This window comes from Nocardioides sp. NPDC059952 (assembly GCF_042730435.1).
Lineage (GTDB): Bacteria > Actinomycetota > Actinomycetes > Propionibacteriales > Nocardioidaceae > Nocardioides.
On the sequence record NZ_JBHWLY010000065.1, the window covers coordinates 1 to 15,045 of the forward strand.

At 61.7% G+C, this 15,045-nt stretch carries 11 protein-coding genes; 7 read left to right on the forward strand and 4 right to left on the reverse strand.

The genetic code is table 11. The features are described 5' to 3' along the window. Positions 1-638 precede the first annotated feature (638 nt). Positions 639-2,420 (forward strand): AIPR family protein, encoded by a 1,782-nt coding sequence (locus tag ACFV9G_RS23200; protein ID WP_378730351.1) that lies wholly within the window; start codon positions 639-641, stop codon positions 2,418-2,420. 15 nt (positions 2,421-2,435) lie between these two features. Next, entirely contained in the window at positions 2,436-3,080 is a 645-nt protein-coding gene (locus ACFV9G_RS23205; RefSeq protein WP_378730353.1) for a hypothetical protein, read from the forward strand. A 354-nt stretch (positions 3,081-3,434) separates the two neighbouring features. On the opposite strand, the gene ACFV9G_RS23210 is transcribed toward ACFV9G_RS23205, so the two are convergent. Continuing rightward, on the reverse strand, positions 3,435-4,433 hold the full coding sequence (locus ACFV9G_RS23210; protein ID WP_378730355.1) for an IS481 family transposase: 999 nt from the start codon (positions 4,431-4,433) through the stop codon (positions 3,435-3,437). A gap of 294 nt (positions 4,434-4,727) precedes the next feature. On the opposite strand from ACFV9G_RS23210, the gene ACFV9G_RS23215 reads away from it, so the two are divergent. Genes ACFV9G_RS23215 through ACFV9G_RS23235 form a run of 5 tightly spaced genes read left to right on the forward strand, consistent with a single transcriptional unit; the run spans position 4,728 to position 11,803 of the window. Continuing rightward, positions 4,728-6,944: a sigma factor-like helix-turn-helix DNA-binding protein gene (locus ACFV9G_RS23215; RefSeq protein WP_378730357.1), complete on the forward strand. Its 2,217-nt coding sequence runs from the start codon at positions 4,728-4,730 to the stop codon at positions 6,942-6,944. A 26-nt stretch (positions 6,945-6,970) separates the two neighbouring features. Beyond that, a complete protein-coding gene (locus ACFV9G_RS23220) occupies positions 6,971-9,076 on the forward strand; it encodes a DEAD/DEAH box helicase family protein (protein WP_378730359.1) in 2,106 nt (701 codons plus the stop codon). Positions 9,077-9,117: 41 nt separating this feature from the next. Further along, a complete protein-coding gene (locus ACFV9G_RS23225; RefSeq protein ID WP_378730361.1) occupies positions 9,118-9,279 on the forward strand; it encodes a hypothetical protein in 162 nt (53 codons plus the stop codon). Beyond that, the gene (locus ACFV9G_RS23230; RefSeq protein WP_378730363.1) at positions 9,276-11,333 is read left to right on the forward strand and encodes an AAA family ATPase; all 2,058 of its coding nucleotides are present in this window, start codon (positions 9,276-9,278) and stop codon (positions 11,331-11,333) included. Before ACFV9G_RS23225 ends, ACFV9G_RS23230 begins: the two co-directional genes overlap by 4 nt. Then, complete coding sequence (locus ACFV9G_RS23235) at positions 11,330-11,803, forward strand: DNA phosphorothioation-associated protein 4 (protein WP_378730365.1); 474 nt, start codon at positions 11,330-11,332, stop codon at positions 11,801-11,803. The genes ACFV9G_RS23230 and ACFV9G_RS23235 overlap by 4 nt, the downstream gene beginning before the upstream one ends. Before the next feature lie 203 nt (positions 11,804-12,006). On the opposite strand, the gene ACFV9G_RS23240 is transcribed toward ACFV9G_RS23235, so the two are convergent. From ACFV9G_RS23240 to ACFV9G_RS23250, 3 genes are all read right to left on the reverse strand, one after another. Further along, positions 12,007-13,776, reverse strand: a complete 1,770-nt coding sequence (locus ACFV9G_RS23240; protein WP_378730367.1) for an ATP-binding protein — start codon at positions 13,774-13,776, stop codon at positions 12,007-12,009. A 68-nt stretch (positions 13,777-13,844) separates the two neighbouring features. After that, complete coding sequence (locus tag ACFV9G_RS23245) at positions 13,845-14,204, reverse strand: hypothetical protein (RefSeq protein ID WP_378730369.1); 360 nt, start codon at positions 14,202-14,204, stop codon at positions 13,845-13,847. Beyond that, positions 14,201-14,722, reverse strand: a complete 522-nt coding sequence (locus ACFV9G_RS23250) for a hypothetical protein (RefSeq protein ID WP_378730371.1) — start codon at positions 14,720-14,722, stop codon at positions 14,201-14,203. Before ACFV9G_RS23250 ends, ACFV9G_RS23245 begins: the two co-directional genes overlap by 4 nt. Between the last annotated feature and the right edge of the window lie 323 nt (positions 14,723-15,045).

Sequence of the window (15,045 nt, forward strand, 5' to 3'; positions counted from 1 at the left end):
GCCTCCAGGATGCCTTCGCAGCGCCGCCTTGCCAGATCGGATGCGAAACGCCGCTCGCGGCCGCCGTGTCTTTGAGAGACACGCCCTAGCGCCGATCCGCTCCTGCGGCCCGCCAGATCGCCTCTCAGAACAACAGCTTCCTCGCCGCAGGTTCGCGCAGCGTCACCGCCACGCCGAGCTCAACGGATGCCTGGGCAGCAGCGCTTGACCTTCCGTGGCCAAATCGATGGCTACTACGACTTCTTGATCCAGCAGATCCGTGGCCTACTGGAACGCAGATGATCGTGCTCTGACCAGCCAGAACGCCGCCGGTCGTTTCGGGGCGTTCTTGGATTTGTGTCGGAAGATCGTCAGAACTGCGCTCGCCGAGGCAGACAGGGGTGTTCTGAGCGCGCCGACGGATCCGGCAGTATGACAATCGGCCCGCTCGGACCTCCGCGGCCTCGTCTGACCAGGACCACGTCCGCACACGGAGTCGTCGTGGTCTTTGGAGTTGAAGCCAAGGATTACCGGTCCACGCCTCACCTCGGGACGTCGTGCACGAGAAGTCCGTGAGCGATCCCTCTGCATCTCCCTGAAGGATCGTTAGCGGCGGCGCGGCGACCCCGCGTGCTTGAAGTGCTCGCTACCATGGCGCAATGATCGATTCCGCCTTTGACCGCCTGGTACAGCGCGAGGTAGGCGAGATCCGCCAAAACTTCCCTAATGTTGAGGACGATAGCTCGGCGTTTGCGGCTTGGTTTTCTCACATGGTTCATAATCTGCCGATAGAGGATGCCGTCGACCTTCTCCTGAAACGGGACGAAGAAGCAGAGAATGGCGGAATCGACGCAATCCTCGTGGATGAACAAGATGGCGTTGTTTATCTTGTGCGTGGCGAGCATTCATCGCCGCCGTCGACATCCATGAGGTCGATCATAGGCGAGCTTCAAGGCGGGGTTTCCCGCATGCTAGTTCCACGGTACGCCGAACAAATCGGTGGAGATTTTGCACGCCTTTCCGAGACCGTTCGAGCCGCTATAGCTGGGGGCGCAGACGTCGTGGTTCAACTCGTCACGCTCAGCGCTACTACACGCGACCTAAATTACCCGGCAAGAGCTGCAACCATCGAAGTCGGCGATGTCAACCTGCACCTCGACGTCTGGGACAAAGCCAGACTCACAAGGAAATGGGATGAAGAGACGACCGTTCGCGATTTGGCAGGAGTACCGGTCAAGCTAACCACCAAAGGCGGCGAACTGAGCGTTCCTACCGCTGGGATGGAAGGCCTCGGATCCTACCGCATCGTCGTGCTTGACGGGCACTCGCTTGCGCTAGCCGCCCGGGCACATGGGCCGCGTCTTGTTGACCTCAATGTTCGCTACCAACTCCGCAAGAGTAAGATCAACGACGCCATTGCAGAAACGGCCGCCGACCCTCATAAGCAGGCTCACTTCCTTGCACTGAATAACGGGCTTACCGTAATTTGCGATGAGTTCATCCAGGAAGCGGACGGCCAGATATCACTGATCAACCCGCAGATCGTAAACGGCGCACAGACCGCCTTGACACTTGCTGAGCATATCGGAACCTTTGGGCCCAACGAGGTTCAGATCCTGGCGCGAATAATGGAGATTGATAAGGAATCGAAGAACGGCGCTTCCTTATCCAGAAGCATCTCTGAAGCAACGAATCGTCAAAATCCTGTCAGTAGCGCTGATCTAAAGGCGCACGATCGACTACAGGTTCGAATCGAGGCAGACATGATGAAGTTGTCTCCACCTTGGTTCTATGAGCGGCGGCGCAACAGTTTTGCAGCGCTGAGCCCCGCAGAAGTAGAACGATACGCCGGCGCCATAACAAAAGAGGACCTCGGACAGCGCTATCGCGCCCTGCGTGGCGATCCCACTAAGGCAATCACGGCGAAAACAACAATCTTCGATTCGACGTCACTCTATGGTGAAATATTCGATCCATCGATTCCTGTTGAGATGTACATTCTTGCACATCAGCTCTTCGGCTTCTATCACTCCATCCTCGGAAAGCCCAACGCTAGTATGCGACAAGCAATCTGGCCGGATTTCGATGAAACCACGCGCGCGGCTCTTGTCCGCGCACGTAATCAGTTTGCAGCGCACGGCACGGCGCTCGCGTATTATCTGCTGACGTTGCGGTACGACGACATTGGCCCTGAACGCGCCATCTCCATCGCCACCGACTCCACGACAGGAGCGACCCAGTACCTTCCGCTCCACAAGCTCGTCGTTATGACCATCATCAAGTGGAGCCGAACTACCATCGCAACTGCGGTCAAGGATGAGGAATCATTCAGCATCAAGGATGCATTCGAGGAGTCAGAGACCTTTGTTAAATTGCGCGAAGATGCGAAGATCTCAGCGAACTTCCTTCGCGCCCAGACACTGGACCTCCTTCCGGAATAATGCAGTATGTTGCCGATGCTGCATAGCCACCGAACCCAACTCGTCGCGGCAATTCTCGGCGTACTGAGCGCCGCAACCCTCACTGCAATTCCACTCTTCAAGGCTGCTGGTGTCCGGTCTCTCAGGAATGACATTCCTTGGTGGATATATGCTGTACTGCTGTCGATCTTGATAGCAAGTCAACTAGTTCAGTTGATCTCGGCTCTCATGTCAGCGCGTGCCACCAAGGCGGAGCTGGGTGTCGTGGCATCCGAGTCAATCCGAATTCTGGTCGGCGACGTGTGTGGACGCGATCGAATGTTGACAGATCTGAGCATTTCGCCAGATTTGGCCGTTAGAGTGAGTTCGGTCGACGGCCAACGGTTGATAGAGGCCGACTGGGGCAAGGGTGGCTTGATGAAAATTCCGAGTCTTGGCAGCCCTTTACGGAGGGTACAAGCACTCCCAACACCGGCTAGCATTTCTGACTTTGTCGCTGATCGGAAGATATTTGGCGCAGTGGATGTTCAAGATTCGACGGGTCTGCGCTTCGAGGTGTTCTATCTTCTTCCAGCGGGGATTTCAGAACTTGAAGGGACACCATTGGGCGATAGCCTAGTTAAGAAGTTGATCAAAGATGATAGGCTCGCGTTCATTATCGCTCGTATTCCTGCTTCATAATGCGAATACCAGGAAGTTCGCAGGGACGATTCCCCAAATTGGCCGCCCAAGATGAGCACTGCGAATTGCTCTGACTCAAGCCATCGAACACTGCTCAACGCCTCTCGCGAATGGGCGACCGAAGCGAGTTACACAGACTTGGTGTGTCCCTCGGGTGGCCATTTCCTGAGGGTCATCGGGAGTTGGGGCTTGGCGGTGACGGTCTCCCGGCGACGCTGATGGTGACCTCGCGCAGCGGGCTCAGGGTGGTGAAGAGCGTCTGGTTGCTTACACTGATGCGGTCTTGCAGGTAGCGGGTCACGAACCCAGAGAGGTGAAGACCTCGGTCAGGTGGGCCGTCAACCTGTTGTCGGACTAGCTGTGATTTCCAGGGACGTTATTCAGCCGAGTGATTGGTGATAGGCCGCCGATGGCGGAGTGGGCGCGGTGATGATTGTAGAAGTGGAGCCAGCCCGGCAGGGCGGCGTTGCGTTGGTCGGTTGACTCGTACAGGCGGGCGTAGGCCCAGCCGTCTGCCAGAGTGCGGTGGAATCTTTCGATCTTCCCGTTGGTCTGGGGTCGGTAGGGTCCGGTCCGTTTGTGCTTGATGTCGAGCTCTGCGCAGGTCTCGCGCCAGGCGTAGGACCGGTAGCAGCTGCCGTTGTCGGACAGCACCCGTTCCACGGTGACGCCGCGGTCGGCGAACCAGGCCACGGCTCGTTGCAGTACTGCGATGGCGGTGGTGGCCTTCTCGTCTGGGTGGATCTCGGCGTAGGCGATGCGGGAGTGGTCATCGATGACGGTGTGCACGTAGGCGGTCCTGATGCGGGGCCGGTAGTCCCTACCGCGTTCGCCGGTGCGGTGAGCTGTGGCTTGGGCGTTGGCTCGGCTCTGCGGGCGGCTGAGGAACTTGTGCCCGCCGCCGTCGGGGATGTTGCCGAACTTGGTGACATCGACGTGGATCAGCGATCCCGGGTGGGGGTGCTCGTAGCGACGTCTCGGTTCGTTGGTGACCCGGTCGATGTGGGAGAGCCGGTTGATCCGGCAGCGCATCAGCACGGCGTGCACGGTCGAGGCCGGCATCGCGAGCCGGCCGGCGATCTGGACCGGGCCGAGGCGGTGGCGCCACCGCAGCCGCACGATCTGCCGGACCAGGTCCGGGCTGGTCTTGGTCGGGCTGGTGTGTGGTCGTGAGGTTCGGTCGACCATGCCGGCCGGTCCTTCGGCCTGGTACCGATCAGCCCACTTCTTCGCGGCGCGTGGGGCGACCATGAACATCTTGGCTGCCGCAGCGTAGGTCCAACGGTGCTCTACAACGAGCTGGGCGAGTCGTAAACGGGCGCGTGGGGTCAGGGCAGCGTTAGCGTGGGACACGAAGGCCTCCGGGCGGTTGAAGTGTGTGAACTAGACAGCTCCACTTCACAACCGGAGGCCTTCACCTCTCAGCAGGCTCACCGTCCCAGGGCGGTACAACCTCCCTGGGCATCACAACTAGCCCTCGCTCGCACCGTAGTCGTCTGAAGAGCGCCGTCACGACGATTTTTGCCACACTCGGCCCTTCCGCTGACGCTGGCTTCGGTCCTCTGACCTGCAATTTCATAGCAATGGAGGGATTGTGTCGGTGGCAAGCGCTATAAAGAGGGCGACATCCAAGATGGGACCAGAATCTTGACCGACTTCACCTTGTTTGACCTTGGGGACCGCCAGCCGCGGCGGTGGGCTGACGCGTTCCCCTGGCTTCCCGGTCTGTCTCCCGATTGGGACGCCGACTCATGGTTGGCAGCAGACGCACACGAGACGGACCTTGGCGAATGGGATGCCCGCGTGACCCAAGTTGCGACCATGGCTGCCGAGCGCCTGACGAATTGGACCATCGGTCAGATCTTCCCTGGCCTACCGCCGGATCTGAACCTGCTGAAGTCCAACCTCCCAACTCGTGCGATCAACGCGGTGATGCGAAGGGCTCCGACGGCGGACGCCCTCAGCCAATACCGCCTCCAGGACGTTCTGGATTGGCAGGGCGTCGGCGCCGGAACGGTCCATGCAGTTCTGGAGGTGCTTGTGGCCGTGTCCTTGGACGCCTCGACGCCGAACATCGAGGTGGAGAGCGACCACACGGCGCCCACCTCAGCAGGCGTTGACCAGGGTGTCGTCCCTGAGTGGATTCGTGATTTGATCAGCGACCTTACTGAGGTCGCCGAGTGGCATGTAGTGGTCGGTCGCCAAGACGCTGCACTCCTCGACCCTGACACACTGCCCGCTGAGACGCCTCAGCGCGTCAAAGAAGCGCAACACCGGCTTGCACGCCTTACGGTTCACAACGTGATCGAGGAGCACGACGCAGATGCCGATGCCGCTGCCCGGCTTGACGATGCATTTGCGGTGCTCGACCCGCGGGCAGTTCAGGTGCTCGCCCAACGCGTATTCGCTGATAGGCCAGCCACGCTCGAGGAGCTTGGCCGCTCGTTCGGAGTTACGCGGGAGCGCATCCGTCAGATCGAAGCCAAAGCCAGCGGCGCGATCCTCAATGCCATCACGCAAGATTCGGTACTGGCCGATCTGGCTGCAGTCGCACGGCAGGTCATCGGCACGATTCGTCCGTTGGATGAACTCCTACTCTGCATCCCAGCTCTGGGTCGGACTGTAGAGTCCGTCTTGCAGCCTGCGTGGCGCGTCTTGGATCGCTTGGACAACGCGTACGAGATCGATGACGCATGGTGCGTCGCGCCGTCAAAAACTGCCGCGGTTACCGCCACGGAGACCCAGCTGGAAGAGCGCACCAATGGGCATGGCGTCGCTCGACTGGAAGACCTCGATCTCGTACGCACCGCGGATCCAACGCGTCGCAGCGCAGTCAACGCATCGTGGCTCGCACACTGCGGGTACGTCGTCGACGGAGACTTCGTCCTCACGCGTACGTCTTCGGTGGGCGATTACGCAGCTGCGGTCCTCGCGATCGCTGGTTCTCCCCTTAGTGTTCAAGAGATCGTCGACCGATTCGTCGTCGACCGGACCCCCGGGGCTACGCGAAACGCCATGAGTATCGACGACCGCTTCGAGCGGGTCGACCGCGATCGCTGGGCGCTGACAGAGTGGGGGCTGGGGGCCTATGCGGGCATCCGGTCGGTGATTCGCGAACAGGTCGCCCAAGGTGGTGGGCGAGTGAAGCTGAGCGACTTGGTCGAGTACATCACCGCCCGCTACAGCGTGAGCGGCAGCAGCGTCGCGGCCTACGCAGGTGCACAGCCGTTCGCCACGAAGAACGGCTTCGTCCAACTGGCCACCGAGGACCGAGGCGCCCGCAAGGCACCGGAACGCACTCGGCGGCTGTTCCGTCAGGCTGATGGCTGGGCATACCGCGTAGGGATCAGCACAGACCATCTACGCGGGAGCGGCTCCGTGGCGCCGCACGCGATCGCTACGATCCTGGAGATGCGGGCCGGCGAAACGCGTCATCTGGATAGTCCGCTGGGACCCCAGTCGGTCGCCTGGACCGGCCTTCAGCCGCAGTTCGGCACGATCCGGCGCTTTCTCATGGCCGAAGACGTCGCCGCAGGAACGGAGGCCTTCTTAGTCCTTCGTGACGACGGCACGTTTGCCTTTGAGCTCGCGCGGGACCTGATGGATAACCCTGTCGCCGACGCGCTCTCGTTGGCGGCATGTCCATCGATCGTCGACAGAGCGGAGGCTCGGTTAGCTCTGGCACGGGCACTCAAACTCCCTGATGACTCCCCGGTCACCAGTATCATTGGCGGGTACCGTGCGCGCGGCGACGACGATATTGCGGAGCTTTTGACGAGCGCTCGCGAGTATCTAGAGACCGGACATGAGCTTGCCGGGCAAAAGTACGGCGCGGATATCGACGACATACTGGACCTGCTGTGACTGATGCCGCCCTCAGCCTTCGACTCTTGACGCTCCACGATCGGTACCGAAGCGATCGGGAGGACGTCGTCGGGACGTTCTTCGTCCCCGCCTTTCGCGTGGCAGAGAGTTACAGCCGCGCCGTCGGCTACTTCACCTCGACGAGCTTGGCCCTCTACGCCCGAGGGCTCGAAACCTTTGCCGAGCGCGGAGGATCCATGCGCCTCATCGCCTCACCCCATCTCAACGAAGACGACGTCATCGACATCGAGCGCGGCTATGACCTGCGCGCGGTCTTGGAGCGCGCTACTATTCGCGAGCTCGACCGTGAGCAATCCGAGACTGTGCTAGATGGCCTCGGCCTGCTCGGACGGCTCATCGCAGAGGGCCGACTAGATATCAAGTTGGCGTTTGTACAGAAGGAAGGTCGCGTCGGGATCTACCACGAGAAGATCGGCATCTTTCGTGACGGTGTTGGCGATCTGGTCGCCTTCACCGGCAGTAGCAACGAAACGTTCGGTGGGCTGATGGCCAACTTCGAGTCGGTCGAGGTGTACCGCGGCTGGGTGGCTGGCGACGGCGCCCGGGCCCTCCGGCTGGAGGCTGACTTCCAGACGCTGTGGACTAACCAGACACCGAATCTGTCGGTCGAGCGCTTCCCTGACGTTGCACGCGATCGGCTGGTCAAACTCGGCCAAGACCGGACTCCGCGGGCGCTGCCGGGTACGGACGATGCGCTTACGCCGATGCCGACCGAGGTCTACGAGCCGACTCGCCTGCAGATTCCAGGTTGGCTGACCGTCCGGGACTACCAGCGGGAAGCGGTGACTGCCTGGCTCCGTCATCAGGGCCGTGGCGTCTTGAAGATGGCGACCGGCACCGGCAAGACGAAGACCGCCATGATCGCTGCGACACAGCTCGGCAGCGTCCTTCGCCAGCGCGAGCAGCCGCTCGTTCTCCTGATCGTGGCGCCGCTGACCCACCTCGTCGACCAGTGGATCACCGAGGTCGAGGGCTTCGGCGTGAGGCCGATCGCAGTGTACGAGAATAGCCAGAAGTGGCTGCCTCTTGTCGAGGAACAGCTGGCCGCAGCGCGCCTGGGCCAGCGTCCAGTGGTCGCGATGGTCGCGACGAACTCGTCTTTCTCCGGCGAGAAGTTCCAGTCGGTCCTTTCGCGCATCACCATGCCGCTGCTCATCATTGGGGACGAAGCGCACAACCTCGGGTCGTCGACATTCCAGTCTGCACTCCCTCGGAATGCGACCTACCGCCTCGCGCTCTCGGCGACCCCTGAGCGCTGGTTCGACGACGAGGGCACGGACTCGCTCATCGACTATTTCGGCCCGATCATCTTCGAGCTGGGACTGGGTATGGCCATCGAAATGGGCGCCCTGACTAGGTACAAGTACCTGCCGCGACTGGTGGAACTCAACAGCGCGGAGACAGCCCTCTACATTGAACTGTCAGCCCAGATCGCAGCCCGGATCGCATCCGGTGACAGCCTCAAGGACGCTGACCCCAGCTCCCCGCTCGGTTTCCTTTTGCGGCAGCGCGCAGGTGTCCTTGGGCACGCTGAGGGCAAGCTGGCTGCGCTGCGTTCCGACCTCGGGGAACGCGGAGACGACTGGTTCCAGCTCATCTACTGCGCGGAGGGTCGGCGACCCGCAGAGGCAGGGGAGGAACCGGGTCCTAAACAGGTCGAAGAAGTCATGAATATGGTCGGCAACCAACTCCACCTTTCAGCTCACTCCTACATCTCGGAGACACCCCGGTCCGACCGCAAGGTCCTGCTCCGCCGCTTCAGCACCGGTGACGATCTGAGGGCGCTGGTTGCGATGCGCTGCCTCGACGAGGGCGTAGACATACCTGACGCCAGGACCGGCTATCTGCTCGCAAGCAGCAGCAACCCGCGCCAGTTCATCCAGCGCCGCGGTCGCCTTCTCCGACTCGCGCCGGGTAAGGAGCGTGCCGTCATCCTCGACTACCTGGCCGTCCCGCCAGCGGGCACGAGCATCAACTTCAACGTCGAGCGAGCCTTGCTTGTCCGCGAGCTCGAGCGGGCCAACGAGTTCGGCAAGCTTTCCGAGAACTATGAGACAACACTTGAAGTGCTGCGACCGCTCAAGGAGCGTTACCAGCTCATGGACATGTAGGAGGGTCGAGATGACGCAGAGAAAGACAAGGGAGGGTCCGCGTGAGCCAGAGCCGCACTGAGAAGCAGGTTCTCGAAGAGCTGAGCGACGAGCAGCGCGCGCTGCTTAAGCGCGTGCTCGAGATCGAGCGGGCCAAGCTGCACATCGCCGCGTACGACGCGACCGATGACTTGGTGGCTGCGGTGAAGGAGATTATCCCGTGAAGCTCCAGTCGATCACGCTGACCAACTTCCGCCAGTTCAAGGGGACTCAGACCGTCGACCTGACCTCAGACGCGATCAAACCGGTCACGCTCTTGTTCGGCGCGAACGGCTCTGGCAAGACGACGTTGCTCAACGCCTTCACATGGGGTCTCTACGGCAACATGTCCGAGGACGTCGAGCATCAGGACCGCATGGTGACTGACAGCGCTTGGCGAGCCCTCCCGATTGGCGAGTCGATCGATGTCGCCATCGAGATCAAGTTCGACCACGAGGGCCAGGACTACCGCTTGCTACGCAGTGCCACTCTGCGCAAGGAGTCCGATGAGCAGGGTCCGTTCTCACCGCGTTTACAGCTCTGGATGACACGGCGGGACGGCTCGTCAGAGGTCAGCGATGCACCTCAGGAGACCATCTTGAGCATCCTTCCGGTGGGCGTTAGTCGCTTCTTCTTCTTCAACGGTGAGCGAATCGAGAACCTGGTGAAGAAAGGTGCGTATGCCGAGGTCCAGAAGGACATCAAGGTGCTGCTCGACCTGGAACAGGTCGAGCGCGCGATCGTCCACCTGCCAAGGGTGAACCGTCGCCTCACCGACGACCTCAAGAAGCACGGTGGCGAGACCGCCAGCGCCATTCAGGACGCCATCGACACGCTGACCGACCTGCAGGCCAAGGCCAAGGATGACCTCAAGGTTGTCGAGGCGGACCTGGCGACTCTGGACGAGGAGCGCAACCGCACCGAGGGTCTCCTCCGCCAGCATGCCGAGGCTGCCCCCATTCAGGCTGAGCGGGACGCCGTCACCAAGGACCTCGAGGTAGCTCGTGCTGCGCGGGACGCGGCGCTCAACGAGCGCGCTACGCTCGTGGCCACCCGAGGATTCCAGGCATTTACTGACACGCTCGGCAAAGCCACCGAGGCGATGGCGCAGAGCCTCTACCAGAAGGGCGCACTGCCGGCTCCGCTCAAGCGAGAGTTCGTCGACAAGCTGCTCGACGACGGCGCGTGCATCTGCGGAACGCCGTTGACGGAGCACAGCGAAACCTGGGAGCACGTCAAGGAGTGGCGCCAGCGCGCCGGGCTGCAGGCGGTAGAAACTGCGTGGCAGCAGGTCAGCGGGCAGATCGCACCGTTGGCTGATGCCCGCAAGAACCTGCGCGAGTCGCTCGCGAGTCTGATGAACCGCATCGGTACGGAACGCGAGCGGGTCGCTCGGCTGGAAGCACGTAAGTCGGAACTCGATGGCAAGCTCAAGGACAACCCCCTCGAGGGTGTGCAGAATCTTGAGACGAAGCGCATGGATCTGGAAGGCCGTATCGCCCTCAAGAACCAACGCAAGGGTGCCATCGAGACGGATCTGGTGACCCTTGCCAAGGAAATCGAGCAAAAGACTAAGGAACGTTCCCGCGCCCAGGTCACCGACGAACTCGCCAACAAGGCCAGATCACGGTCCGACCTCGTCACCTCGGTCAAGGGCGCGCTCGAGGAGATCCTGGCAATCCGTGAAGAGGACATGCGCCTCCGGTTGGACGCTGAGCTGAAGGCAGTCTTCAAGAGCATCACCCATCAGGCCCACATACCGACGCTGAGCGAGGGCTTCGAGCTGACCCTGCACAAGAACGTGAACGGTGTGGAGCTGCCGGTTCCGAAGTCGACGGGCGAGAACCAGATCCTGAGCCTCAGCTTCGTAGCGGCCGTCTCGAAGCTCGCCCGGGAGATTCGCAAGGAGCGCCGAGCCGAAGGATCTGGGGCCCAGGACGCCGGGACCTTCCCTATCGTTATGGACGCGGCGTTCGGCTCACTTGATCAGGACTACCAAGAGGCCGTTTCCCGGGCGCTCGCCAAGATGGCACCACAATTGGTGGTACTCGTCAGCAAGAGCCAGGGTCTGGGTCGCGTCGTTACAGAACTGCTGCCATACGTCAGCCACCTCGGGGTCATCGAGACTCACACGACCGCGGCTGGCCAGGTGGCCGACGATATCGAACTCGAAGGCTTCTCCTACCCGTACATCCGCTCGTCAGAGTCCGACCACTCCGAACTGAAGGTGATCAAGTGAGCGCCGTACCTGGTGAGGTCCGTGCCCGCCGTCCTCAGCAGCACGAGGTACTGATGCAGGAGCTTCAGAGTGAGGGAAAGTTTCCGACCTACCGCGACATCTTGCTATTCGCGGCGGCGGTGGGCTTCCGCCAGCAGCGGCGCGTCCCCTTCACTGCCGCCTCGGGTGATCCGATCCGGAGCGATGTCCTAATGGCCCCTGGTTTCAGCGACACCTTGATCAACATGATCGCCGCCAACGTCGTTACCGACGACCCGGAGATCATGGATGACACGCGCATGGACGAGCGCTTCAAGATTTTCGAGGAGTACGCCAACGGTGGCCTAGAGTACATCCAGGAGCAGGTTAACGTCCGCCACCAGCCAGCCGCCCTGGTGGTCGTCGATCTCGTTACCGAGGCTTTCGCTGACGACAGTGGTGCCAAGCCGGTCTCGGTCGATGAACTACTCGGCGGCGTCACCTGGGGGTGAAGAGTCGCTATCAGTTCCGGATTAGGCGATGACCTCGCAGGGTGACGCCGCGGCATTCAGGGTTACCGACGCCTTTCATCTCCGCACGCGTCACGCCGGTCGGGCATCGGCTCCTGTGGCGTCGCCTGTCGCAGGGCGCCTTGGAATCGGAACGGCACCTCGCCCTGGAAGTTGGCGAGGTGCCGTTCGACGGGACGTTCGGTTCACTCCTTGCGCTTGGCAAGTTCTTTCATGTACGCCTGCGTGTGCTGGCCCCAGTAGCTGCGCAGGTCGTCGAAGATCTCTGGATCACGATGCAGGTTCTCGGCCTTGGCGTACGCGAGGAAGAGCAGGTCCAGCGACGTCCAGGCGCGACAAATCAGTTCGTGCAGGTCCTCCGCCTTCTGCTCTTCGGGCAGTTTCTGCGCCACGTCCCGAAGCGCGTCGTAGACGTCTCGGATGAACGGGTGTCGGTGATTGATTCTAACGACGGCCTTGCCGTTGAAGTGGTCGATCTCCATCAGCTCCTTCCCGGGCCAGGCGCCGTCAACGATCGTCATCGGGTGCTCTTGGATCTGCTTTCGGATTGTGTCTGCGCCGTCAGGGTCTTCCGTCTCGTCGATGTCGAGGTCCTCCAGGAGCTGCTCGATCAGCTCCTCTTGGCGCTCTTCGGTCACGTCGAGTGCAGCCTGCCCGCGAGGCATAGTCTGTTCGGAACGCTCCACGGCGTCGAGCACGGCGGGGCTTCGTCCGTCGCCGCTCTTGCCGCGCTCGGCGACCTCAACCTCGTTCCAGTGGCGCCGGATCTGCGAGCGAGCCTGAGTGATTGGCCGCTCGAGCCAGTTTCGCAGCTGCTCCCTCAGCTTGTTCACGGGCTCTGCTCCACGCTTTACGTGGCGTACCTGGAAGTACTCGTCTAGGTCGGCCGGGAACGCGACTTCGATGCCGATGTAGCGGTCGACTTTGTCGACACCTGACGGCAGGATGCGGGGGACAATGTCGTAGTAAATCTCTCGGCCGTTACGAAGGATGCTGAGGCGGCCCTGGTTGTCCCGGTTGATCTGGAACTCACGGATGTCTTTGCCATCCACGTCCGTGGATCCACCGTCGCCGGACTTGTGCCGGAAAATCTCCGGTGCGATCGTCACCCTCACCTCGACTCGCTGTCCGTCGATAGTGAGTTCGTCCTGATCGATGACTCGACCCCTGAGCTGTTCCTCGGGACGACCTCGGTATCGGTTGAGAATCCGGGGGTTGTCGAGGAGGAAGAGCGGGTCGTGAAGGGAGGTAGGCCTTCCTTCCAGTTCGATCACCAGTCCGTTGTCGAGGAACTCTCGGTACACCCGGGCGATGAACTTCCGCATCTCCTGGATCTTCGATTCCAGCGAGGCCCCGTATGTACCGCCGCTCGACAGCCGATCGATGTCCTTCCACAGGACAAGAGTGCCGCTCTGGAACTCCTCTCCCTTGTTGGACATCAGCTCGGCGTACTCCGAGGGCCAGCCGTCGAGTTCCTCGGTTTCGATGACGGTCTGCGAACCGTTCTTGATCAGTTCGAGGTCTAGGAAGACGCGGTAGTACTGGTCGCTGCCAACCGCTTTGGTGATGACCTCGATGCGGGTGCCGACGCTGAGTCCCGCGAGCTTCAGGCCGACACCGAAGCGGCCGAGGCCCTTGCGCTGGCCGTACCTCGAGGAGTACCCCATCTTGAGGACCTGCGTGAGCACCGTGTGGTCGATACCTCTGCCGTTGTCGGCGAAGGCGATCGCGTTGATGTGTTTCTTGTCCTTGGAGTAGACCGGGTGGATGCGCACGATCGTGGCGTTGGCCTCGATCGAGTTGTCGATCGGCTCGCCGATGGCGGCCATCAGGTCAAAGCCTGAATCACGCATGCTCTCCAGTGCCTTGTCGACTTCGATGATCGGCGAGGTCGTCGGTCCGATGCCGATGCCGAGCATCGGTGCCGGCGTCTGGAAGGTCGGGATCTTGCTCATTTTGTCGTTCCTTTCAGTCTGCCTGAGGTGTCTGTGCATCTCGGGCGTTGGGTGCAGTGGCTCACTGATCACTGCATGAGGCTCAAGCGAGCCTCACGGATCTGGGTGAAGGTGACTTCGCAGAAGCCGCACGGGGCGTCGGATGCGGTGAGCCGTCGCGGATGGTCGATGTTCGTAGTGCTGTCCCCCAAGGCATGGAAGAGGCTGCACTCCATGGCGTAGGCATTCTCTGGCGAGTGAGCCACCTCGTAGGTGAAGAAGATTTCGGGCCACGCGGTGGCGTGCTCCAGGAGGCGGCGTCGCAGACTGGTGTCGCTGCGTCCGACGTACAAAGGAGACGTCAGCGACCACAGAACGTACACGCCCACGATCCCGGGAGGGATGAGTGCGCGGATCACCCACGGCTGGAGGGCGTAACGGCGGTTCAAGCCGACCGCACTTCCGCGACGTAGGCGTCCCGTCCACGCCGTCGGCAACGCGAGAGCCGCTGAGTCATGCTCGCTGAAGCGACGCCAACGACTGATGCGAGCGAGGCTGCATCCTCGCCGGCAGCCAGCGCCCGAAGGAATGTCCGGTCCCGCGGGTTTAGCGCCTTCGTGGTCGCGAGCCACTGGTCGAACTCGACCTGATCGTAGCCAGGCTCAGCGACGGCAAGAGCCTGCGCTGCGCGCTCGTCGTAGTCGGCCTCGTCGTCAGCCTCGGCACCGAGTTGGATCGTGTTGCCGCCCAGAATGGCACGGCGCCTCAGCAGGGTCTCGGCGGCATGACCACGGCTGGTGTAGACCTGCGACTCGGCGGAGGTGGTGGACTCGGGACGACGCAGAATCTCGTCAAGCGCCCGCTCGACTCGGTCAATCTCGAAGACATCTGTGGCCCGCAGGGCCTGCTGCTGGAGGGTGCACACAGCAGCCAGAACAGGCTGGCTTAGCAAGTTGGGATCCTTCACGGTCTGGAGGCAACCCCCGTTCGGTGGGTCACGTCCGTGGATGGATATGAAGTTGTGTAAGGCCACCGTACCTTGGCAGCCCCAGTTGGACGGGCTGATCGTCGGCGCCAGTGGCACCGGGATCGATATCCTCTCCACAGTTGTAGATCGGGTGAGCGTCGTCGATGTTGCACCGAGGGTCCAGACTTCTCGGTCTATCTCCGGCCATTCGTGGCAGTCCAGCCGGTGTCGTAGAACCTGCGTGTACAAGAACTCGACTGCTCACACGTGGCAGCGTGGTCGCTTGTCGCGGCGAGACGTCAGTGATGCTGCGGCCGCTGTCC